Source organism: Nocardioides sp. Root151, assembly GCF_001427925.1.
GTDB lineage: Bacteria > Actinomycetota > Actinomycetes > Propionibacteriales > Nocardioidaceae > Nocardioides.
Genome location: NZ_LMGG01000004.1, coordinates 251,609 through 273,527, shown reverse-complemented (window position 1 = coordinate 273,527; position 21,919 = coordinate 251,609). Strand labels below are relative to the sequence as shown.

Below are 21,919 nucleotides of genomic sequence, written 5' to 3'. Positions count from 1 at the left end.
CTCCCCTCGAAGGGGGAAGTTGCCGTCTGGAATCGGGGAAGTGACCCCAGATGACAGTCAGGGAGCGGGCTCGAGACCTCGTCCTGCGATCCAGCTGTTGAGTTCGTCGTCGTGCCGGTGCTGCTGGCTCAGATGCCGGGGAACACTTCGTCGCTGAGCTCGGAGAACTTCTGCTCCTGCTCCTCGGAGTACTCCTGCCACGAGGCGGGGTCCCAGATCTCGATCCGGTTCATCGCCCCGATCACCATCACGTCCTTGCGGAGGGAGGCGTACTCCCTCAGCACCGACGGAATGCCGATCCGGCCCTGCTTGTCAGGAACCTCCTGTGACGCCGCCGCGAACAGCATGCGGACGTAGTCACGAGTGCCCTTGTTGGTGACCGGCGCCTCGCGGAGCCGGTCGGTCAGTCGGCTGAAGTCCTCCATCGACCACACGGTGAGGCAGCGCTCCTGCCCCCGCGTGACGACAAGCCCCTCGGCCAGGTCGTCCCTGAACTTTGCCGGGAGGAACAGGCGGCCCTTGTCGTCGAGCTTGGGCGTGTAGGTGCCGAAAAACATCCGGCACCTCCCCTGTCAGGTCCTACTGTCCTCCACTTCGCCCCACATTACTCCACTCTCATCCACCGTCAACCATTCCCCGCGCGTTTCTCCCACCGATTTGGGCCGTACAGCGACCAGGTGGCCGGGCGGTCGTCGTACGACGGGAAACCGGTGGCCATCTCGTTTGCGCAGGTCAGCGCCACTTTTCGGGCCGGGAGCCGACTTCGGTGGTGCGCCGGTGGAGCAGATCGGCGCGCGGTGGTGGAGCGAAGTGGAGGAAAAGGTGGAGAAAACCGCGCAGGTCACGAACCGATCCCGATCCCGCGTCGTCTGAGGTATGGACAACCAGACATACGCTTGACTGGTCGGGGAACGGGGCGCCGGTTCGGGAGCGCCCGCGAACAGGGACGTGGAGGCACGCGGTGGCGGCGGAAACAGGTGACGTCGAGAACGTCGCGCGGGTGGCAGCGAAGGTGCGCGACAACATCGACGCGGTCATCGAGGGCAAGACCGAGGTGGTCACCACGGCGGTGACGGTGCTGCTTGCCGAGGGCCACCTCCTGATCGAGGACATCCCGGGTGTCGGCAAGACGATGTTGAGCAAGGCGCTGGCCCGGTCGATCGACTCGACGGTGCGCCGCATCCAGTTCACCCCGGACCTGCTGCCCTCCGACGTGACCGGGGTCAGCATCTTCAACCAGGACACGCGGGAGTTCGAGTTCCGGCCCGGCGGCATCTTCGCCAACATCGTGGTCGGCGACGAGATCAACCGGGCCTCCCCCAAGACGCAGTCCGCGCTCCTGGAGTGCATGGAGGAGCACCAGGTCACCGTCGACGGGAACACCTGGCAGCTCGAGTCGCCGTTCATGGTGATCGCCACCCAGAACCCGATCGAGATGGAGGGCACCTACGCGCTCCCCGAGGCGCAGCGCGACCGGTTCATGGCCCGCATCTCCATGGGCTACCCGGTGCACGCAGCCGAGATCGCGATGCTCGCCTCCCACACCAGCCGCAACCCGCTCGACGACCTCGAGCCGGTCACCGACGCCAGCGAGATCCGCAAGATGATCGGCATCGTCAACGGCATCCACTGCGCCGACGCCGTGCTGCGCTACGCGGTGGCACTGACCACGGCCACCCGCAACACCCCCGACCTCAACCTCGGGGCCTCGCCGCGCGCGTCCCTCCACCTGATCCGTGCGGCCAAGGCGTACGCCGCGGTGCACGGACGCAACTACGTGCTGCCCGACGACGTCCACGCAATGGCCCGGCCGGTGCTCGCGCACCGCCTGCTGCCCAGCGTCGAGGCCGCGATGAGCAGCCGCACGACCGGCGCCATCCTCGACTCGCTGGTCGCCGCAGTACCGGTTCCGACGGCCTGACGAGAGCGAAGCAGACCACACGATGCGCACGGGACTCGCAGGACTCACCAGTCGGGGCAGGGCGTTCCTGGCCGCTGGCACGACAGCCGTGGTCTGCGCGATCCTGCTCGGACAGGGGGCCCTGACCAGGGTCGGCGTGCTCCTGGTGGCCCTGCCGCTGATCGCGGCCTTCCTGATCGGCCGCAGTCGCTACCAGCTGTCGCTGGTGCGCACGGTCGGTCCGCAGCTGGTCGCCGCCGGCCAGCCGGCACAGGTCAGCCTCGAGCTCAACAACCAGGGCCGCACGCGGACCGGCCTGCTGCTCCTCGAGGACCAGGTGCCGTTCGTGCTCGGCACCCGGCCACGGTTCGTGGTCGACGGGATCCGCCACGACGTGCACCGTCGGGTGACCTACCAGGTGCGCTCCGACGTGCGCGGCAGGTTCGAGATCGGCCCGATGACGGTCCGCGTCAGTGACCCCTTCGGCCTGGTCGAGCTGGGCCGGGCCTTCCAGTCCACGGTGCCGGTGACCGTCACCCCGCGCACCGTCGCGCTGCCGACGATTCCACTGTCCGGGGCCTGGACCGGCTCCGGCGACAACCGGCCGCGCGCGTTCGCCACCGGCAGCGCCGAGGACGTCACCGTCCGCGAGTACCGCCGCGGCGACGACCTGCGCCGGGTCCACTGGCGCAGCAGTGCCCGGGTCGGCGAGCTGATGGTGCGTCGCGAGGAACAGCCCTGGCAGTCGCGGGCCACGGTCTTCATCGACAACCGGCTGACCGCCCATCGGGGGCAGGGGGTCGCCTCGTCACTCGAGGCTGCGGTCTCCGCGGCGGCATCGATCGCCGTGCACCTGACGCAGCGCGGGTTCACCGTCCGCCTGGTCACCGCCGAGGGCGAGGACCCGAACACGGCCTGGCACGACCGCGGCTCCGCGCAGAACACCGGTCCCCTCCTCGAGGCGCTGGCCGTGATCGCGCCGACCCAGCGTTCGCACCTCGCCACCGACTGGCTCGGCGACTCCACCCACTCCAGCCTGCTGGTCGGCGTGCTCGGTGGTCTCGACGACCACGACCAGGCCGTGCTGCGCCGCATGAGGCTGCACGGCTCCTCGCCGATGGCGATCGCCCTCGACGTCGACGCGTGGGGTCGGGCCCCGCGCTCCACCGTCGGCAAGAGCACCGCCGCCACCGCCGACTGGCTCAACGCACTCGGCTGGCGCGCGGTCTCCTGCGGACCCACCGACCGACTGCCGAGCCTCTGGCAGGAGCTCGGCCGCCGCGCCATCACCGGCGCCGACATCCCGCTGGAGAGCCACCCCTCCGCCCGTCCGCTGACCGGTCTCACCGGCTTCACCCGCGGGGCCGAGTCATGACCGGGCGCGCGCACGCCGCTGTCTCCCTGCCACTCGTGATGGCCACCGCCGTCACGTCGTGGTTCGCCCTGTGGTCGTGGGGCGGGTTCGTGCAGGCCTCCACGTCCTACCTGCCGGCGCTCTTCTTCGGCATCCCGTTCATCAGTGCGATCGGTGTGCTCACCCGGTGGGTGCGGTTCCCGATCATCGTCGTGGTGGCGGCCCAGCTGCTCGGCGTACTCCTCTTCGCGAATGCGGTCTACGGCACGTCGGTGATCCCCACCGGAGGATCCGTGACCGCCGCCGCGCAGGCCTTCGCCGACTCGTTGGAGGCGATGCGCCAGTACGCCGCCCCGGTGCCCACGCACGTGCGTGAGGTGGGGCCGGTCCTGGTCCTCGGCGGACTCGTCTGTCATGTCCTGGTCGACCTGTGCGCGGTGACCCTGGCCCGCGTTCCCGTCGCCGGACTGCCGCTGCTGATCATCTACACGTTGCCGGTCAGCATTCTCGACAAGTCGGTCAACTGGCTGGTCTTCGTGCTCACCGTCACCGGCTTCCTGATGATGCTCGCCCTCCAGGAGGGCGGCCGCATCTCGCGTTGGGGTCGACAGTTCGGTGCGCCGGTCGACGCCGAACGCATGTCGGTGTTCGGCGGACGCGATGCCCGCCGGCACCCCGTCGCACTGGGTGCGAGTGCCACCGCGCTGGCCCTGTTCGTGCCGTTGCTGATCCCGACGCTCGACCTGAACCTCATCGGTGGTGACGGTCCCGGCGGCGACGGCGACCGCGAGGTCCGCATCACCAACCCGATGACCGACCTGAAGCGCGACCTCGTGCAGGGCGCGGACGTACCCCTGGTCCGGGTCGACTCCCCCGGCCCGGCGCCGGAGTACCTCCGCACCTCGGTGCTGACGACGTTCACCGGCCAGGCCTGGACGCCCGGCAACCGCGACCTCGAGGGCGACCAGGGTGCCACGGGCGAGATGCCGTACCCGATCGGGCTCAGCAACGTCTATCCGACGCGGACCCGCGACTGGAAGATCTCCATCTCCGACAACCTCAAGTCGTGGTGGCTGCCGACGCCGATGTACGTCGCCTCGATCGAGGCCGGCTCGGAATGGCGCTACGACGCGGAGATCCTCGACTTCTACACCGCCGACGAGGACCAGGACACCCGAGGCCTCAACTACTCCCTGACCGAGTTGATCCCCGACTTCAGCGGGCAGGAGCTCGCCGACGCGGGGGCTCCGCCGTCCAGCATCCAGACGCGTTTCACGGCCCTTCCCCAGATCCCGGACGAGGTCACGCAGCTGGCCCACGACCTCACCAAGGACTTCGACACAGACTTCGAGAAGGCGCAGGCGATCCAGCGCTACTTCCGCGGCGGGGACTTCCGCTACTCCACGACACCCGACCCGGGCAACGGGAACGACGCGTTGGTGGAGTTCCTCCAGGACAAGGTGGGCTACTGCGAGCAGTTCGCCTCCGCGATGGCGGTGATGGCGCGGTCCGTGGACATTCCGGCGAGGGTGGCCGTCGGTTTCTTCCAGGCCGACGAGTTGTCATCGGGCGAGTACGAATTCAGCTCCAAGGACCTGCACGCCTGGCCCGAGCTCTACTTCGAGGACGCCGGCTGGGTGAAGTTCGAGCCGACCCCGTCGTCCCACATCGGCTCCGTACCGTCGTACACCAACGACCGGATCGACCGCGAGAACCCCGACAACGACCCGAGCAACCAGACCAGCTCCTCCGCACCGACGCGCCGGCCCTCCGGGAACCAGCCGTCGACCGCGCCGCAGCAGGAGGACAAGAAGTCCGACGGCGACAAGGACAACGGCCTCTCCGTCATCCCGTTCCTCTGGGGTGGGGGCGGGCTGCTGCTGTTGATCGGGCTCGCGCTGGCCCCGCGCATGCTGCGCCGGACCCGTGCCACCCGTCGCTGGCACGCGGGCGGCGACCCGGCCGAGGTGGCGTGGGTCGAGCTGCGTGACGTGGTCGTCGATGTCGGCCGTGCCTGGCCGTCCGGCCGCTCCCCACGGGCCACCGGGCGCGAGATCGCCGAGTTCTTCGGTGCCGAGGTCAGCTCTGCGAGCGAAGTGATCCCGCCGACCGGTCCGGAGACCAACCCGGCTGCGATGCGGTCGCTGACCGCGCTGGTGGCCGCCCTGGAGCAGTCCCGTTATGCGGCCACGCCGACGCTGATGGAGGTCGACGAGGCCCGCTCGCACCTCGACCACTGCATCGGCGCCCTGCGTGGCGGGGTCACCCAGCGCGCTCGCTGGCGCGCGGACTGGCTGCCGGCGTCGCTGCTCTCCCCGGCCCCGTCGAGCGCCTCGGCTCGCGCCGCAGCCGGACGCCGGCACCGCACCGGTCCCATCGACCAGATGTCCTGACCCGTCGCCAGTTCGCGGCGACCCGTCGCCAGTTCATGGTGACCTGTCGCCAGTTCTGACCCGAGGTGCACCCGCTGGCGTCCTCCAGCGAGTTCGCGACGGGTCGGCGCGAACCCACCTCTCGCGAGTTCTTCACACTGTCGCCCCCGCGGCGAACGGACCGTTCAACATGCAGTTCGGTCAACGCGTCGTACGACGCACGCTCACGGATGCGCGCCCTGGTAAGAACTGCATGTTGAACGGTCCGCCGGCTTGCCGCGCTCAGGGCAGGTCACCGGTGAAGAACCGCTGGAGGTTCGGGGCGTGCGTCGACACGTTCCCACGACGGGTCGATCGATCGGAGTTGCGACGGGTCAGAGGCCGCCGTTGTCGCGGCGGTGACGCCACCGCTCCTCGAGACGCTCCATGAACGGAGCCGAGGAACGACCACGACGAGCCTTCGGCCGGTGCACCCTGCCGCCGTCGACGACACCGAACCCGTGGCGGGTCTCCTTCACGTCGCCCTCACCGGAGGCGGGGGCGGCACGACCGCGCAGGGTGGTCAGGCCGTAGGTGGCCGAGACCAGCATGATCACGAAGCCGAGCACGCCGACCGGGATCATCTGGAAGATCGCACCGGACATCAGCACGGCGATTCCGACCGCGAAGACGACACCCGCGAGGATCGCGCGGCGTCGCGCCGCACGCCTGAACGAGGTGCCGCGCAGCGTCGAGGCGAACTTGGGGTCCTCCTCGACAAGGGCGCGCTCCATCTGCTCGAGCAGACGAAGTTCCTCTTCCGAGAGCGGCACGTTTCCTCCCTTGATCGCAACGGACCTGTGGTCTTTGCACCAAGTCTAGGCAGCGCAGCGCAAAGGTGGTACCCGGAGGGCAAAATTGTTCATTCTTCATGCGCCTCCGATCAGGCTGGCGGGGCGCACCACGGCAGATCCGAAGCGCAACGCGGCCCGGTCCACGGCCCGGTCGGCCTCGGCCCAGCCGTGCTCCCGCTCCCCCAGCACCAGCTGTCGGTGGACGCTCTGCCGCGGCACCAACCCCTCGACGCGTACGCCGACCAACCGCACCCGGGCACGTTGCAGGCCGAGGGCGTCGTACAACCGTGTCGCGGTGCGGTGGATCTCCTGGGTGACGTCGGTCGCCTCGGGCAGCGTCTTCGACCGGGTGATCGTGGTGAAGTCGGCGAAGCGCACCCGCAGGGTGATGGTGCGACCGGCCACCCTGGCGGTGCGCATGCGGCCGGCGACCTTGGCCGAGAGCCGCAGCACCTCGCGCAGGATCAGCTCGCGGTCGTCGGTGTCGCGACCGAACGTCTCGTCGGCTCCCATGCTCTTGTCGGGATCGTCGGTGTGCCGGCGCGGGGTGATCGCCCGCCGATCGCTCCCCCAGGCCAGGTCGTGCAGCTGGCTGCCCAAGCCGGTGCCGACCGCGCGCTGCAGGGTGCGCAACGGAGTGTGGGCCAGGTCGCCAACGGTGTTCAGGCCGAGCCGATGGAGCATCTCGGAGGTCTTCTCCCCCACGCCCCACAGCTCTCCGACGTCGAGCGGGTGCAGGAAGGTGGTCACCTGGTCGTCGGGCACCACCACCACGCCGTCGGGCTTGGCGCGCCGGCTGGCCAGCTTGGCCACCGACACCGAGCCGGCGATGCCGACCGAGCACGTGATGCGTTGTTCGTCGTACACCCGGGCGCGGAGCATCTCCGCGATCCGCAATGGTGAGCCCAGTCGCCGGGTGGCGCCGCTGACGTCGAGGAAGGCCTCGTCCAGCGACATCGCCTCGACCAGCGGGGTGATCCGGCGGAACGTCTCCATCACCGAGGACGACACCGTGCTGAACGCGTCGTAGTCGGGGCTGATCACCACCGCCTGCGGGCAGGCGCGGCGGGCCCGGGTCATCGGCATCGCCGAGCGGACCCCGTGCACCCGGGCCGGGTAGTTGGCCGAGAGCACGACGCCGCGGTGGCCGCCGCCGACGATGACGGGTACGTCGGCCAGGTCGGGGCGGTCGCGGATCATCACGGAGGCGTAGAACGCGTCCATGTCGACGTGCAGCAGGTGGCAGCCGGCGGAGAGATCGGTGCGGTCGCTCATCGCGACCACGCTCCCTGGGTCGAGTGCTCAGGTGGTCGCTCTGGTGACCACCTGAGCACTCGACTCGAGTCAGTGCGTGGCGAGCACGTGCACCTGGGTGGCCAGCGGGAGGTACTCGGGGCGGGTGGCGACATCCTGCTCGAGCTCGAGCAGCGCCTGGGTGGCACCGGGTTCGAGGTCGAGCAGCGAGCCCGGAACCAGGTCGGCGAAGACCCGGACGCCGTGGATCGAGCGGGTCGCGAAGCCGGCACCGTCGAGCAGTGCGGTGAGCTCGTCACTGGTGAACCGGTGCCCGGCCTTGCCGGTGGAGTCGCCGGCCAGCACGGCGCGAGCCTGGGCGAAGTGGCCGGCCATCGCCCGTGCCACCACGGCCGCATGGCGCTGGGCGACCAGGAGGCTGAGGGTGCCGCCGGGGCGGAGCACCCGGGCCAGTGTGGCGAGTGCGGCGGCCGGGTCGTCGACGATCTCGAGGACGCCGTGGCACAGCACCACGTCGGCACTGGCCTCGCCGACCACGTCGAGCAGCCCGGAGAGCTCGCCCTGCTGGCCGGTGACCCGGTCGGCGACGCCGAACTCCTGGGCCCGCCTGCTGAGCGCGGCGAGGGCGTCGGGGCTGGGGTCGACCACGGAGACGCGGTGGCCGAGCTCGGCGACGCGCACCGCGAAGCCGCCGGTGCCGCCCCCGATGTCGAGCACGTCGCCAGGGGTGGCGAGTACGTCGCGCAGGGACTCCCAGACGACAGCTGTGCGGGTGGCGCCTCGGCGTTCACTGGCAGACATGGCTCCCAGACTAGTGGTCGGGGTCCTGGTGGTCGGGGCCGGAAGCCCTGCACTGGTTGGCGTGTCTTGGCGACGGAGGTTCTCATCCGGCACTCCCGGGGCTGCGGTGCCACAGCTTGCGGGCCACGTCGCGGGTCTGCTCGCCGGCCGGCTTGATGTCGGAGTACGGCGACATCCGGAACCCGCTGGTGTGCACGAGGACCCGCTTGGGGCCGGTGCTCTCGAACCCGCCGGGCACCTGCGCCATCGTCTCGCACACTGCCTCGACGCCTCCGGCCCGCCACTCGGCGTACAGCTCGGGGAGCTCCCAGCAACCGGTGGCGCGGACCGAGACCCCGCGCCGGCCGGTACGCCGCAGCTCGCCGCGCACGACCAGCAGCCAGGAGTGGAAGACCGTGGCCGCGTAGGGGCCCTGCGCGTCCTCGAAGAAGGTGGCGTCGACCGGGCCGGTGGAGTCGTCGAGGGTCAGGAAGATGACCCGTCGGCCGGAGCGGATCGGCGGAGTCTGGGTGGCCACCTTGACCCCCGCGACCAGCAGCTCGGACCGGCTGCGCTGGGACAGCAGGTCCTTGCTGCGGACCACACCGAGCTCGTCGAGGAAGGCGGCGTAGTCGTCGACGACGTGGGCGCTGACGTCGAGGCCGAGGATCTCGAGCTCGGCCTTCATGCGCTCCTCGACGTTCATCTCCGGCAAGCCGCTGGCCTCTTCTCCCGGCTCGTCGCCCAGCTCGAGGGTGAGCTGGACGCTGGTGACCGGCCGCGGGCTCTTCGTCGCCCTCGACTGGGCGGCCGCCTTGGCCCACACCCCGGCCGAGGCCAGCGCGTGGCGCTCGACGGCCGGAGCCTCCTCCCTGACCAGCGGGTCGCTGCTGCTGCGCTCGGCGGCCTGGTCGGCCCGCTCCTGCGCGGGTGTGCGCGCCGCGGGCCTCAGCCCCTTCGAGGACAGGCCCCGGCCGCGGGTCGACGAACGGGCCACCGACCGGGCGATCCGGTCGAGCTCGGCGACCTGGAGCAACAGGTCACGACGGGTCACCGTGCCGCGGCGGCGTACGACGAGGGGCGACCCGATGCCGTAGAGGTCGTCGAAGCCGCCGGCCAGCACCAGCCGCTCGCAGACCGGCCGGGAGACGTGGGCGCGGTGCCAGAAGTCGGTCAGGGACTGGTAGGGCACCGGCAGCTCACCGCCCTGTCCGCCCCGGGCGGCGATGATGCGCTCGACCTCGCCCTCGTTGATGCCCTTCACCTCCGCGAGTGCGAGCCGGATGCCGTAGCCGTCGTCGAGCTTCTCGACGACGTACGCCTTCTCACTGCGGTTGACGTCGAGGCCGAGCACGGTGATGCCGAACTGGCGGGCGTCATCGAGGATCAGCCGCTTGGGATACATGCCGGGGTCGTGGGTGAGCACGCCGGAGAGGAAGTGCGCCGGCCAGTGCGCCTTGAGCCAGGCCGACTGGTAGGTCGGCAGCGCGAACGCCGCCGCGTGGGCCTTGCAGAAGCCGAACGACGCGAAGGCCTCGAGGATCTTCCAGATCTGCTCGGCGACCCGGGTGGTGTAGCCCAGCCCCAGGCAGCGCGGGAAGAACCACAGTTTGGTGTCGGCCATGCCCTCGGTGTCGCCGAGCGCCCGCCGCTTCTCATCGGCCTCGGCGTTGGTCACCCCGGCGAACCGCGCGATGATCTCGATGACCTGCTCGTGGAAGACCACCACTCCGTGGGTCTGGGACAGGATCGGCTTGAGGTCGTCGTGGAGATAGGACGGCATCTTCCAGCCCTGCTTGGCATTGAGGTAGGGCGTGATCATGTCGCTCTTGACCGGCCCGGGGCGGAACAGCGAGATGTCGGTGATGATGTCGGAGAAGGACTCGATGCCGGACTTGCCGACCAGCTCGCGTTGCCCGGGCGACTCGATCTGGAAGACCCCCAGCGTCTTGGACTCGCTGATCATCTCGAAGGTCTGGTCGTCGTCGAAGGGCACCTCCGCCTCGTTGTCGAGGTCGATCTCGACGTCGTCGACCCGCTTGATCTCGGTGAGGGCGTGCGCCATCGCCGACTGCATGCGGATGCCGAGCACGTCGAGCTTGAGCAGGCCGAGGTCTTCGACGTCGTCCTTGTCGAACTGGCTCATCGGGTAGCCCGACCAGCTGGCCTCCACCGGCGTGCGGTCGAGCAGGGTCGCGTCGGAGAGGAGTACGCCGCACGGGTGCATCGCGATGTGGCGAGGCAGGCCGTCGAGTCGTTCGACCAGTCGGAACATCAGGTCGAGGCGCTCCTCCCCCAACCCGCTGGCCCGCAGCTCGGGCAGGTCCTTCAGCGCCATGCGGGCGTCCCTGGCCCGGATGTGCGGGAAGGCCTTGGCGATCGCGTCGGTCTCGCCGGGCGGCATGCCGAGCGCCGCCCCGACATCGCGCACCGCATGGCGCACCCGGTAGGTGTCCATCATCGAGACCGCCACACACCGCTCGCCGCCGTACTTGTCGAGGATCGCGTCGTAGACCTCGAGCCGTCGCGCCGACTCCACGTCGACGTCGATGTCGGGAAGGTCCTGGCGCAGCGGCGAGAGGAACCGCTCCATCAGCAGGCCGTGGCGGATCGGGTCGACACCGGAGACGCCGAGCAGGTAGTTGACCAGGCTGCCGGCGCCCGAGCCGCGCGCCGCCACCCGCACCTCCATCTCGCGGATCAGGTCGACCACGTCGCCGACGGTGAGGAAGTACGACGCGTAGCCGAGCTCGCGGATCATCTCGAGCTCGTCGTCGAGCCGCTTCCAGATGCGCTGCCGTGGTGCGTTCCCATATCGCCGTCCGATCGCGGACTCGCACCGCGCCCGCAGCTCCGCGTCGGCGATCTCGGCAGTCGATGACCGCTGCCTTTCGCCAGTCGAGTGCCGCTCCCTTTCGGCGGTCGAGGAGCGCTCCCTCTCGTTGGTCGAGTAGGTCGCTCTGCGACCGTATCGAGACCCCGACCCGACGACCTCGAACTCCGGGAAGTGCACCTCACCCAGACCGAGATCCCGCTTCGGGTCGAGCACGCACCGGTCCGCCGTCTGCCGAGTGCGCGCCAGCAGGTCGCGAGCCTCCCGATCACCCAGTCCGGCATGCCGGCAGATCTCGTCGGCCACGTCGTGCATCTGCTTGCCGGACTTGAGGAAGCCCTCGGCGTTGCCGCGGAACCCGCCCGGTCCGATGCGGGACAGCCCTGCCGAGCCCAGGGGCACCAGGGTGCGGGCAGCATCGAGTACGTCGACGGTCGGCGCGTCGAGTCGGTCGGCGTACCGGACCGCGTTGGTCAGCAGCACCGGCAGCCCGGCAGCCCGCGCCGCCCCGGCCATGCGGGCAGCGTGGGCCGAGGAGCCCGGACCGTGGCCGGGCAGCCGGTGGGAGGTGACCTCGACGAGGAGGTTGCCGGCCGGGACGACCTCGCGCCAGCGGTTGAGTACGTCGCGGGCGTGGTCGTCACGACGCAGGGTGGCCGCATCGCCGAGGGTCGAGGACGGTCCGAGCAGCACCAGTACGTCGTCGCCGAGGTGCTCGGCGATCAGCTCGGGCGTGGTCACCGGTCGGCCGCGTTCGCCGGCCAGATGGGTGGCCGAGATGAGCCGGCAGATCGCCCCCCACCCAGCCTTGCCCGAGGCCAGGAACACCGCCCGGGGCAGCCCCTGCTCGCGGAACGCCCCGCCCCGCACCGGCGTCCGTGACGAACCCGCTGGTCGAGAACGACGCTGCGCGACCTCCTCAGGAACCATCTCGAAACCAGGCGACCATGAAGCCGCATACGCCAGGTCCACTCCCAGCACCGGACGGACGCCCGCCCGCTGGCAGGCCTTCACGAACCGGACCGCGCCGTAGGTGCCGTCGCGATCGGTCAACGCGAGCGTGTCCATCTCCTGTTCGACGGCGCGCTCGACCAGCACGTGGGGATGGCTTGCGCCGTACTGGAGCGAGTAGCCGGAGGCCACGTGGAGATGGACGAACGGGTCAGGCACTTCTCCCAGCTCGCTCGTCCAGGGTGCCGGCACGCTCCATCGAATGCGCGTTTCCGGCGCGCCAGGGCAGCTGGCGCTCGACCGGGACGTGCGGGGAGAGGCCCAGCGACTGCTCGATGACGGCCAGGAACCGGTCGGACTCGCGGACCAGGTCGTCGGCCTCGCGCTCGGTGACGGCACGGGTCGAACCGGCCTCGGCGGCGGCCCGCTTGGAGGCACCGGCGGCGAAGAACGCCGCCCATTCGCCGAGCTCGGGGGCCACCTCGGTGAGCAGCACCCAGGCGTTCTTCTGGGCACGGCGGCGGCTGGTCGTCGGTGTCGGCACAGCCTTGGCCGCGATCAGCGCGGCGGCCGCCCGCAACGCCGCGACGTGCGCACAGGCATAGCGGGTGGGCACCTCGGTCGCGGTGATCGCTTCACGCAGGGACTCGGCGGCCCGCTCGAGGTAGGAGTGGGTGGTGGCGGGGAGACAGTAGGGATTCATGTCGTCGCTCCTTCAGTCCGCGCAGCCGAGAAGCTGCCAGTTGCCGTCGGCCCACGAGAAGGCGAGGTCGAAGACTCCCCCGCCGGTCATGCCGTTGCCGGCCTCGACCCGCCACATCTCGCGCTCGGCGAGCAGGTCGGCCCCGAGCGTGGCCAGGTCTCCCTCGGCTCCGTCGTCGTCGCTGCCGATGACGGCGCGGACGCCGGCCGACTGCCACCACGGCCCGGTCTCCACCCAGTGCGCGACGACGTCGCGCACCTTCCACAACTTGCCTCGCCAGAGGAACTGCTCGGGAGCCTCCACCTGACGGCCGGCCTGTCCCACCATTCCCCTACGGACTTCCACGGGGTCGTCGTACCGACGCATGTCCTGCTCCTTCCCCAGAGCTTTCGTGACGGTTTCGACCCCTGCTGATGTGTGCTTCTCGACCCCTCGTTCTCGACCCCTGGTGCCCTGCTGTGTGATCCCGGCGGAGGCGGGGGTCGAGGTCGCCTCCGCCGGGCTTGATCGAACATTTGTTCGAACAAGTCAAAGGTACACCCGGCCCCCGACAACGCGTCAACCTCTGTCCGAAACCGTGTGGAACTGGTTTCCGGAGACCCGCGTCGAGCGACCTGAATCGAACCTACGACTGACCACCGACAGTCGGCTCAGACCGACCTGAACTCACGAGATTTCGCCGACAGAAGGCCCCGTCCACTCCTGGCGGCGGCTTCACGACGCCGATGCGTCGAGCCACGCCCAGAGCCATGCCATTGCCGCCACGAGAAAGTGAACTGCTGCAAGGATCGCGTGGGGCCGGCAACATTTGGGTGCATGCTTGCGACGTACCCACTGCCTTCGGGCACCTACTCAGACCACGTTCGCGCTCACGTCAGCGGGTGTGCTGATGGCCCGGGGAACCGACGGCGACCTGGCCACGTCTCATCCCCAGTTCCACCCCGACCTCAACCCCATATCCAAGGGGAACACCATGAGCAGGAAAGCACTCGTCGCCACCGCGCTGGCGGGCTGTGCCCTCACCTGGACCGCCGGCTGTGCCAGCGACTCCAAGCCTGAGCTGACAGACGAAGACGCGACCACCGCCCTCTTCCATTCGATGGCCGGCGCCAGCGAGGGCACTGAGTCCCTCATCTACGCCGAGGACCTCACCGACTACCTGCCCGGCCAGGAGATCATCATTGACGGGGCGGATCCCGCGCCTGTGGCCGACGGGATCGTTCGGGGCTCCGTCGTTGACGTCCAGGTCACTGCAGCAGGCCGTCACGCCATGAACGGCGACGAGGAAGCTCCGGACGATGAGCGAGTCGACGTCGACGCGGAGGATGCGGACTGGCGTGAACTCACGGCAACCCTGACCGTGGCCGAGGCGTGGGGGGCAGCAGTGCGCGACCGGGACGAGGTTCGGTTCATCATCACGATCTCACCAGACGCCGACCCCGCTGACTACATCCAGGGCCTCGAGGCAATGGACGATGCTCTTGTCATTCTCGATAGCCAGGGAAGCGTGGCATCCAACCCCGAGTCGTTCCGTCTGGCGGCCCAAGAAACTGCACTCGGCGAGGTACATCCCGACGAAACGATCGCATTTCCGGCCACTGACCAAGGGCGCGAAGAGTTCTTGGGCGGCATCCGAACCCTCGATGACCTCCGACGTGAGGCCTACGTGAAGCAACGCACCATCGTGGTCGAGCGCTTCGTTGTGAAGAGCCGCTAGCAGCGCAACTTGCTGCTACTCACGAGGCGACATGTGGAAGCGCGACGAGTCGGACCCTGCGGGTGGGTCGGCATGCTGCCCGCCGCCGCGCGCGGATCACGGCATGATGTGCGCAGTTTGTGGTGACGCTCTTCCTGCATTCGAAGGTCAATGCCCTCGACCTCGGTCTACGCTCCGGTGATGCATGTCTCCGTGATGTCCGACGTCGCGCCAGGTGGTGACGGTCAAGGACCTCAGTTCTCCGACGTCGCTCGCGTTGGGCGTTACTTCGTACGCCGCTTCGTGGCACAGGCCCGCGCTTTCGACCAGCCCACCTTCCGGTCTGTGATCGCTGACCATCTCGAGGTCCCCACCGAGAACCTGCCCATCACCCGCGAGAGATGGCCTGCGTATGAGCATGTCAATGTGCAGGGCGCCCTGGACGTAGTCCTGGAAGAGCACGGAGACGCCGCCACCGTCGTCGGAGTCGCCGATCATCGGCACCGCGGACCGTTTGGCCTCGCGGATCTGCTGAGTGACAGCGACGGCTTCGGACGACACGGTCCACGCCCGGGAAACGTCACACGCATGAGCCTCCCCAGTGGACCCGCCGGGCAGACACGCGAGTGCCTGAGCATCGCTGTGGTGCTGTTCGAGGACGGCGGGGAACGGACCGCACTGCTTCTCCGGGGCCCGGACCCTGAGGACGGTTCGATGGAGGTGACCGTCGAGATCATCTCGACTGCCCCAACCCTCGGTGAGCAGCTAGGACACCGCTTGCGTGACCTGGCACTGAAGCACAACGTGTACCGCGGCCACGTGGTCTCCTTCGGTCACAGCATGTTCGGGGAGCGCGACTCACTCTTGCGGTTCCAGGAACGACCCACGATGTCGTCCGACGAACTCATCCTGCCTGCGGAGACCTTCGAGGACTTGCGACGTCAAGTCGTGGGAGTCGCACGCAACAGCGCACGGTTACGCACGGCCGGGCAACACCTCAAGCGCGGGTTGCTGCTCTATGGACCTCCGGGGGTCGGCAAGACACACTCGGTCCGCTACCTGGTCAGCGAACTGGTCGACACCACCGTGGTTGAGCTCACCGGCGAGTCCCTCCACGGAATCCGCGAGGCATGCTCGGTGGCGCGAGCCTTGCAACCGTCGATGATCGTGATCGAGGACGTCGACCTCATCGCTGAAGAGCGCAGCCGCTACGGCGGGGAGACCCCGCTGCTCTTCACCTTGCTCAACGAGATGGACGGCCTCGACGAAGACGCCGACGTCGTCTTCCTGCTCACCACCAATCGCGCCGACCTCCTTGAGCCCGCTCTGGCATCCCGGCCCGGTCGTGTCGATCAGGCGGTTCACATCGAGGTGCCCGACCGCGAGTCGCGTCGCCGACTCGTTGAGTTGTACCGCAGCACCCTTGACGTGGATCTGAGTCGCGTCGACGCCGTCCTTGATCGGACCGATGGCGTGACCGCATCCTTCCTGAAGGAACTCCTCCGACGCTCGGCGGTCGTGGCGGCCGACCGTGACGAGTCGATCGAGAATGCTCTCAAGGTGACCGCCGACGACCTCGATACTGCGCTGGACGAACTCCTGGACACCCGTAACCAGATGACACGCGCTGTGCTGGGGTACCGGAACGAGGAGGCGTAACAGTGCGTTGTCACCGATCCTGCCCTCAAGAATGATGAGCACCGTTGGGCGCGACACGGGACCTTGGCCTCCACCGGATGACAATTTGCCGTTCGCCAGACAACCGCTCGATCGAAGCCTCACACTCGGGATACTCATCTGAAGGATCCGGGGACATGTCTTGGCTTCACGTCGCCTACTAAGTGCACTGTGAAGAGAGCCGCAGGCTTCGCTGCCAATGGGCTGGCGTTTGGCATCTGCCTGATTGCTACTGCCCTCCCTTGGCGAACTCCTTTTTTTGGTGTCGCCGGACCCGGCGGTCTCACATTGCTGGAACTCGGTATCGCGCTGGCAATGGCATTCCTAGGTTGGAGAACCCATCAACACAACAGCCTCCTGGGTTCGAGTTTGATCGCGGGAGCCTTCGGAGTAGCGACCACAACTGTCGTCTTCTACTCGCTATGGGTCTCTGTCCCTATTGGAGGCAACTGACCTGCGGTAAACACGAGCAGCGGTTGCAGTTCCTACACGACGTTGTGGAATCCACCCAGCGCTTCGGCGCCGAGGTGCCGGAGAAGCTGATTGCCTTCGGCAGCCGCAGGGGTGAGCAGGCGACCGCACATCGACAGGGTGCGCGCTGTCCGCGGCAGACTCGGGCGCATCTGGCAGAACGCAAGACCTCGCCTTGGTGATCGCGGCATGCTGATGTCCCAGAGATCAACGGAGGTGAAACCCGTGTTCGCACGAATCGCAGTCTTGGGAGCCCATGCCAGACGATGATCGCCAGTGGGTGATCGACGCGGCCAAGACCGTCCCAGGAGTACTGAACGCCTACCACTTGGTCGACGAGGCGACTGGAAACGGCCTGTCGATCGCGTTCTTCCAGGACGACGTGGACGTTGCCGAGGTCAAGGCTGCAATTGCCATGAAGGCGCTTGAAATTCGGTGGAACGACGTTCCTCGCCCTGCCCCGTCATCCGAGACGATCTACCAGGTTCTGCGCAGCGGCTAGGCCGCCCGCTGATCGGAAGGCCCGTGCACCATCAGCGGCATGTGCGGTCATTTCTTTTGGAGGAGCTAGCCGGCCCGCGCTCCTAGGCGTCGTTACCGGGCGTTGACGTGTTGAGACGCGACGGCACGTGCTGCCGCAGGAACGCGATCTGGTCTGCAATCACGCGGTCAAAGTCGTCGCCGATGTAGATGTCGAAGTGTCCGGCGTCGTAGCGGCGGACCTCTCCCCTGGGTGCGTTGGCGGCGTGCCGCAGTGTGGCCGGCGCCGGGGCAACGGTGTCGCCGTCGCAGACGCAGAAGAGTGCTGGCTTGGTGAGGTCCTTGGTTCGCCGTCCGGGTCTGTCGAGTGGCACGGCGAGCCCGATGCGGGCCGGGACCTGGGACCTGTACTCGGCTTCGGTGAGGCCGGAGGCTTCGAGCAGTTCCAACACTCCTTCGGAGACGTCGTTTGCGCTCATCAGGCCGACTTCGCCGGCGCGGGCGGCGACCGGCACCCGCACGGGTTCGCGTCCGATCGCCGTTGCGAACAGGTCGCGGACCGCTGCGCCGGTCAGGCGAGCAGCCACTTTCGGCGGGATCTTCATCAATGCCGCGAACCCGTCGGTGAAGGGGCATTGGGAGATCGACGCCGCGATGGAGGGGTCGTCGGCGGCGGTGACGATGGCGTGTCCGCCACCAAACGAGGTTCCCCAGGCCACCACGGAGTCGGGGTCGACCTCGGGCAGGGTGCGCGCGAACGCCACCGCAGACCGCCAGTCCTCCCGCTGCCGGGGGATGCTCAGCAGTTCCCGCGGTTCGCCCCCGCTCTGCCCGAAGTGGCGGTAGTCGAACACCAGGCACGCGTACCCCTCGGCCTGGAAGCGCTCGGCGAACGCGGCGAGGCGCATCTCCTTGATGGCTCCCAGACCGTGTCCCATCACCAGGACGGGTGCTGGGGTCGCCTCAGTCGCACCCTCGGGTACGTACAGCCATGCGTGGCACCGATCTTCGCCGGACGGGAAGAACAGCTCTCGACGGTCACTCATGACAGCCTCCTCTTGATTGGCATACAAGAGATATTGCCGGCGCTCTTGAATGGCTGTCAAGATGAGGTGTGCCACGTATCCGCCACGACCAGACCAAAGAAGCCAAGCGCGACGAGATCGTCGCCGCGGCGAGTTCGTTGTTCGTCTCCGAGGGCTATGACGGCGCGTCGATGGGCAAGATCGCCGCCGCGGCCGGACTCACGCCGAACACCCTCTATTGGTACTTCGGCGAGAAGGATGAGCTGTTCGTTGCTGTCGCCGACCTGTACCTGGACCTGCTCCTCGAGCAGCACACAACCGTGGCCGAGCAACCCCTGGCGGAACAGTTCGCGTGGCTCGTCGACAACCTGCGGCCAGTGCGTCACCTGGTTGCCACCGTGCACGCCCGCGTGGCACGGTCGCCGCGGATCGCGGAGTGGCACTCCAGGTTCCATAGGAAGATGGAAGCCCTCTTCGAGGACCAGCTGACCATCGAGCTCTCGGAAACTCGACGCCTTGCCGAGGTAGCGGTCGTCACCTTCGCCATCGAAGGAGCCGTCACCCACGACCTCGACGCCAGCGCGACCGCGGACCTGTGCCACTCCCTCACCCAGCGACTCGCGGCGCTTTAGCTGGCCTCTAGTCCGCCGCTCGCTCATCGGCAAGACAGCGCGAAATGCGGCAGTTGCGGACGTTCGCGAGGCTACGCGTACGCCCGATTCCGGCCGGTAGCATCGACTCTGCACAGAGACCGGTGAGACTGTCGAGGTGATGCCCGCATGACCAACTACTTCATGGTGGGGACGATTCACGGTGGTTGGCACGGCGACGGAGCACGGGAGATGCTCGCCGACTGGATCGAAGCGGGCGAGTGGGTCTTGGGCTGGCACAACATGGAGTCGGACCCGAGCTACCAGAAGCAAGCCCCGAACCTCGACCTCATGGAGCACGGCGACGTGCTCGTCGCGAAGCAGATGAACAACGACTTCCGCACCATGCTCGTCAAAGCCATCGGTGTCGTGACCGAGCCTTCAACTGACGGCCACCGGGTCGGTGTGGATTGGGTGCGTGACCTTCGATCAGCGCCCGTCACGCTTCCGTCGTCGTACCGCCAGACCTTGACCAGGGTGTCCGACACACCTGCGTCGAGGACGCTCATCAGGGACCACATTCTCCCGCTGATTAGTTGAGGGCTAGCTTCCACCAGCCACCTCGCCGGCGTCGCGGTGTGCCTCTGACCGCCAGCGATGACTCGATGGCGGCGATCGAGTGCTCCCGGGAGCTGAGTCACGGCTCCGCGGCGGCGGCTCGGTGACCCTCTGCGGTAAGACGCTGGCGCTCTCTCATCGGCATGAGCGGACGCCTGCGAGCGGAGGTCCTTGGTCGTCTGCTGCCCTGAACAATCTCGATCTGATGCTCTCGACTCTCGGCAGTGTCCTCGGCCTCGTCCACAGAGCCGTCGTTTCACTACTGTCGTGCACTTGCCCACGGATCGCGGCAGTAGCCGTGTACTACGCGTGGCGATGCCGGTGCTCCCAGAGCAATCGCCGAGCCTCCTTGGTATCCAACTTCTCCAGGCCCTTCTCGCTCCAGTACCGGATGGACTCGTCTGGGCTGGTCAGCGCGCCCGCGAACACGGGGAGCGCCTCGGGTGAGCGGGCGTCACCGAGCAACTCGAGGAGCCAGCAGCGCAAGCCGTGGTCGCTCTCGGCGGCGTAGGCGCCGCTGAGTTCCGCCACGTGATCGGCGGCGACGCACCTGACCAACCCGAATCCGTCCTCCCGCACTTGTGCGTCACGCTTGCGCATCATCGCCAAGCCACGTGTGAAGTCGTTGACCACGAAGCGGAGTCTAAGTGCGATGCCGACGGCTGACACCGACAGTCGCGCAACAGGTGAGTACGTCGACTCATGCGCCCGACCCTCGGGACTACCTAGGCTCTTCGACCATGACCCTGTCCCGCCTCGGGCTGCTCGCCTCGGCCCTGCTGGTTCCCGTCCTCGTCGCCTGTGGCACCGCGACCGATGCCGATGACCCGGCGACCGGTGGCCCCACGGGGATGACCGACCGACCCTCCGGTCCGGTGACCTACGCAGCCGACATCACAGCCCTCACGCAGAGCGGGCCCGGAAGGGTCACGGTCACCCTCGACCTGCCTGCCGGGGCACCGGGATGTGCCCGGCACCCGAAGGCGACCGTCGAGGCCGAGAAGCACGCGGTCTTCCTGACCGCGACGTTCCAGTCGCTCGCCGCGACACTCGACTACGACGCCCATGCCTGCCCGAAGATGCAGCCCCATGAGCTGTCGGTCGACATCCCGGAGCTGGACGGCCGCACGCTGGTCACCGACAACTCCGTCGAATGGAAACCGGGCAACGGGCCGTCGTACGTGCGTTGCGAGCACCAGGTCGGCTGCTACCCACCGAACGACCGTTGCGACCCCGCGTGGACAGGCACCCTGCTGCAGGGAGTCGAGATCCCGCCCGAACAGCAGGTCGACGTACTCGCGTGCGAGGGCAGCTGGATGGTGGCCGAGGTCGACGCCGTCATGACGGGATGCCAGTCCGTCGACGGCTCCACTCCTCCCGCGGGCTGCGTCGGGAAGGGCACGCACACCCGGTTCTTCGCCCACTTCACCGGGGACCGCTGGAACGCCGTCGCGTCGGGCACCGCAGCTGGCTGCGCCGACGTCGCCTCCGTGCCATCGTTCCCCCGGACACTGTGCCGGGCGCTGCCCGCCCGCTGAGTAGGGTCTCCGACATGGCAGAACACCCCTCCATCGAGAAGTTCCGCGCGGTCCTGGCCGAGAAGGGCGGCACCGGCGAGATCGTCGTACTCCCCGACTCGGTGCACACCGCGGCTCTGGCCGCCGAGGCGCTCGGCTGCGAGGTCGGCGCGATCGCGAACAGCCTGCTGTTCAACTCCGAGGGCAGCCCGGTGCTGATCCTGACCAGCGGCGCCCACCGGGTCGACACGGCCAAGGTCGAGGCAACCACCGGGCCGCTCAAGCGCGCCAAGCCCGACTTCGTCAGGCACCACACGGGCCAGGTGATCGGCGGGGTCTCCCCCATCGCCCACCCCGCGCCGGTGCCGACGTACATCGACCCCTGGCTTCGCAAGTACGACGTGGTGTGGGCCGCCGCGGGCCACCCGGCGGCGGTGTTCAGCACGACGTACGACGAGCTGGTCACGATGACCGGCGCGACCGAGATCGAGGTGGAGTGACAGTGGAGATCTGGATCAACCCGGCCTGCTCGAAGTGCCGTACGGCGGTGGGCGCGCTCGACGAGGCCGGCAATGAATACACCCAGCGTCGCTACCTCGACGACCCGCCGACCGTCGCCGAGATCGAGGACGTGCTGGCCAAGCTGGGCCTCGAGCCGTGGCACATCGCCCGCATGAACGAGCCGATCGCCAAGGAGCTCGAGCTCAAGAACGTGCCGAAGGACGACGCACACCGCGGCGACTGGGTGGCCGCGCTGGCCGCGCACCCCAAGCTGATCCAGCGCCCGATCATCACGCTGGACGACGGCACCGCCGTGGTCGCGCGCGACGACGAGACGCTTGCCCGGGTGCTGAAGAACTAGAGA

General features: G+C 68.4%; 20 protein-coding genes. 11 read left to right on the top strand and 9 right to left on the bottom strand.

Going from position 1 to position 21,919, the window contains the following annotated elements; all coding sequences use genetic code 11:
- Positions 1–128: 128 nt before the first annotated feature.
- Positions 129–557 carry a division/cell wall cluster transcriptional repressor MraZ gene (gene mraZ / locus ASD66_RS09835; RefSeq protein WP_056890831.1) on the bottom strand — a complete coding sequence of 143 codons (429 nt, stop codon included), beginning with the start codon at positions 555–557 and terminating at the stop codon, positions 129–131.
- Positions 558–961: 404 nt separating this feature from the next.
- Between mraZ and ASD66_RS09830 the strand changes: the two genes are divergently transcribed.
- From ASD66_RS09830 to ASD66_RS09820, 3 genes are read left to right on the top strand one after another with little or no spacing between them, the layout of a single operon-like run.
- A complete protein-coding gene (locus ASD66_RS09830) occupies positions 962–1,921 on the top strand; it encodes an AAA family ATPase (protein ID WP_056676780.1) in 960 nt (319 codons plus the stop codon).
- A 22-nt stretch (positions 1,922–1,943) separates the two neighbouring features.
- Positions 1,944–3,275, top strand: coding sequence for a DUF58 domain-containing protein (locus ASD66_RS09825; protein WP_082599429.1), 1,332 nt, complete (start codon positions 1,944–1,946; stop codon positions 3,273–3,275).
- On the top strand, positions 3,272–5,647 hold the full coding sequence (locus tag ASD66_RS09820; RefSeq protein WP_056890830.1) for a transglutaminaseTgpA domain-containing protein: 2,376 nt from the start codon (positions 3,272–3,274) through the stop codon (positions 5,645–5,647). The genes ASD66_RS09825 and ASD66_RS09820 overlap by 4 nt, the downstream gene beginning before the upstream one ends.
- A gap of 353 nt (positions 5,648–6,000) precedes the next feature.
- Here the strand turns inward: ASD66_RS09820 and ASD66_RS09815 are convergent, their stop codons facing one another.
- From ASD66_RS09815 to ASD66_RS09790, 6 genes are all read right to left on the bottom strand, one after another.
- Complete coding sequence (locus ASD66_RS09815; RefSeq protein ID WP_056676773.1) at positions 6,001–6,438, bottom strand: DUF3040 domain-containing protein; 438 nt, start codon at positions 6,436–6,438, stop codon at positions 6,001–6,003.
- A gap of 96 nt (positions 6,439–6,534) precedes the next feature.
- Positions 6,535–7,734 (bottom strand): DNA polymerase IV, encoded by a 1,200-nt coding sequence (gene dinB, locus ASD66_RS09810; protein WP_056891421.1) that lies wholly within the window; start codon positions 7,732–7,734, stop codon positions 6,535–6,537.
- Positions 7,735–7,803: 69 nt separating this feature from the next.
- Positions 7,804–8,514 (bottom strand): methyltransferase domain-containing protein, encoded by a 711-nt coding sequence (locus tag ASD66_RS09805; protein ID WP_056890829.1) that lies wholly within the window; start codon positions 8,512–8,514, stop codon positions 7,804–7,806.
- 82 nt (positions 8,515–8,596) lie between these two features.
- Entirely contained in the window at positions 8,597–12,496 is a 3,900-nt protein-coding gene (locus ASD66_RS09800; protein WP_056890828.1) for a DNA polymerase III subunit alpha, read from the bottom strand.
- A complete protein-coding gene (locus tag ASD66_RS09795; RefSeq protein WP_056676763.1) occupies positions 12,489–12,980 on the bottom strand; it encodes an SAV_6107 family HEPN domain-containing protein in 492 nt (163 codons plus the stop codon). Before ASD66_RS09795 ends, ASD66_RS09800 begins: the two co-directional genes overlap by 8 nt.
- 12 nt (positions 12,981–12,992) lie before the next feature.
- Positions 12,993–13,346 (bottom strand): DUF6504 family protein, encoded by a 354-nt coding sequence (locus ASD66_RS09790; RefSeq protein ID WP_082563518.1) that lies wholly within the window; start codon positions 13,344–13,346, stop codon positions 12,993–12,995.
- 523 nt (positions 13,347–13,869) lie between these two features.
- Here ASD66_RS09790 and ASD66_RS09785 point away from each other — a divergent pair.
- The 3 genes from ASD66_RS09785 to ASD66_RS09770 all read left to right on the top strand — a co-directional run bounded on the left by ASD66_RS09785 (position 13,870) and on the right by ASD66_RS09770 (position 17,326).
- Positions 13,870–14,697 (top strand): hypothetical protein, encoded by an 828-nt coding sequence (locus ASD66_RS09785; RefSeq protein ID WP_156388622.1) that lies wholly within the window; start codon positions 13,870–13,872, stop codon positions 14,695–14,697.
- 180 nt (positions 14,698–14,877) lie between these two features.
- On the top strand, positions 14,878–16,335 hold the full coding sequence (locus ASD66_RS09775) for an AAA family ATPase (protein WP_162254262.1): 1,458 nt from the start codon (positions 14,878–14,880) through the stop codon (positions 16,333–16,335).
- Between the two features lie 745 nt (positions 16,336–17,080).
- Positions 17,081–17,326: a hypothetical protein gene (locus tag ASD66_RS09770; RefSeq protein WP_056890825.1), complete on the top strand. Its 246-nt coding sequence runs from the start codon at positions 17,081–17,083 to the stop codon at positions 17,324–17,326.
- 82 nt (positions 17,327–17,408) lie between these two features.
- On the opposite strand, the gene ASD66_RS09765 is transcribed toward ASD66_RS09770, so the two are convergent.
- On the bottom strand, positions 17,409–18,425 hold the full coding sequence (locus ASD66_RS09765; protein WP_235530032.1) for an alpha/beta hydrolase: 1,017 nt from the start codon (positions 18,423–18,425) through the stop codon (positions 17,409–17,411).
- Here ASD66_RS09765 and ASD66_RS09760 point away from each other — a divergent pair.
- Positions 18,419–18,961, top strand: coding sequence for a TetR/AcrR family transcriptional regulator (locus ASD66_RS09760; protein ID WP_056676747.1), 543 nt, complete (start codon positions 18,419–18,421; stop codon positions 18,959–18,961). The two genes, ASD66_RS09765 and ASD66_RS09760, sit on opposite strands and share 7 nt — an antisense overlap.
- Before the next feature lie 147 nt (positions 18,962–19,108).
- Positions 19,109–19,519, top strand: coding sequence for a hypothetical protein (locus ASD66_RS09755; RefSeq protein ID WP_056676743.1), 411 nt, complete (start codon positions 19,109–19,111; stop codon positions 19,517–19,519).
- 321 nt (positions 19,520–19,840) lie between these two features.
- Here ASD66_RS09755 and ASD66_RS09750 read toward each other — a convergent pair whose 3' ends face one another.
- Positions 19,841–20,170 (bottom strand): HEAT repeat domain-containing protein, encoded by a 330-nt coding sequence (locus tag ASD66_RS09750; RefSeq protein ID WP_200949979.1) that lies wholly within the window; start codon positions 20,168–20,170, stop codon positions 19,841–19,843.
- 107 nt (positions 20,171–20,277) lie between these two features.
- On the opposite strand from ASD66_RS09750, the gene ASD66_RS09745 reads away from it, so the two are divergent.
- The 3 genes from ASD66_RS09745 to ASD66_RS09735 are packed head-to-tail and all read left to right on the top strand — an operon-like array spanning position 20,278 to position 21,916.
- Complete coding sequence (locus ASD66_RS09745; RefSeq protein ID WP_056890823.1) at positions 20,278–21,075, top strand: hypothetical protein; 798 nt, start codon at positions 20,278–20,280, stop codon at positions 21,073–21,075.
- A 14-nt stretch (positions 21,076–21,089) separates the two neighbouring features.
- Positions 21,090–21,554, top strand: coding sequence for a YbaK/EbsC family protein (locus ASD66_RS09740; RefSeq protein WP_056891419.1), 465 nt, complete (start codon positions 21,090–21,092; stop codon positions 21,552–21,554).
- 2 nt (positions 21,555–21,556) lie between these two features.
- Positions 21,557–21,916, top strand: a complete 360-nt coding sequence (locus ASD66_RS09735) for an ArsC/Spx/MgsR family protein (protein ID WP_056890822.1) — start codon at positions 21,557–21,559, stop codon at positions 21,914–21,916.
- The last annotated feature ends 3 nt before the right edge of the window (positions 21,917–21,919 follow it).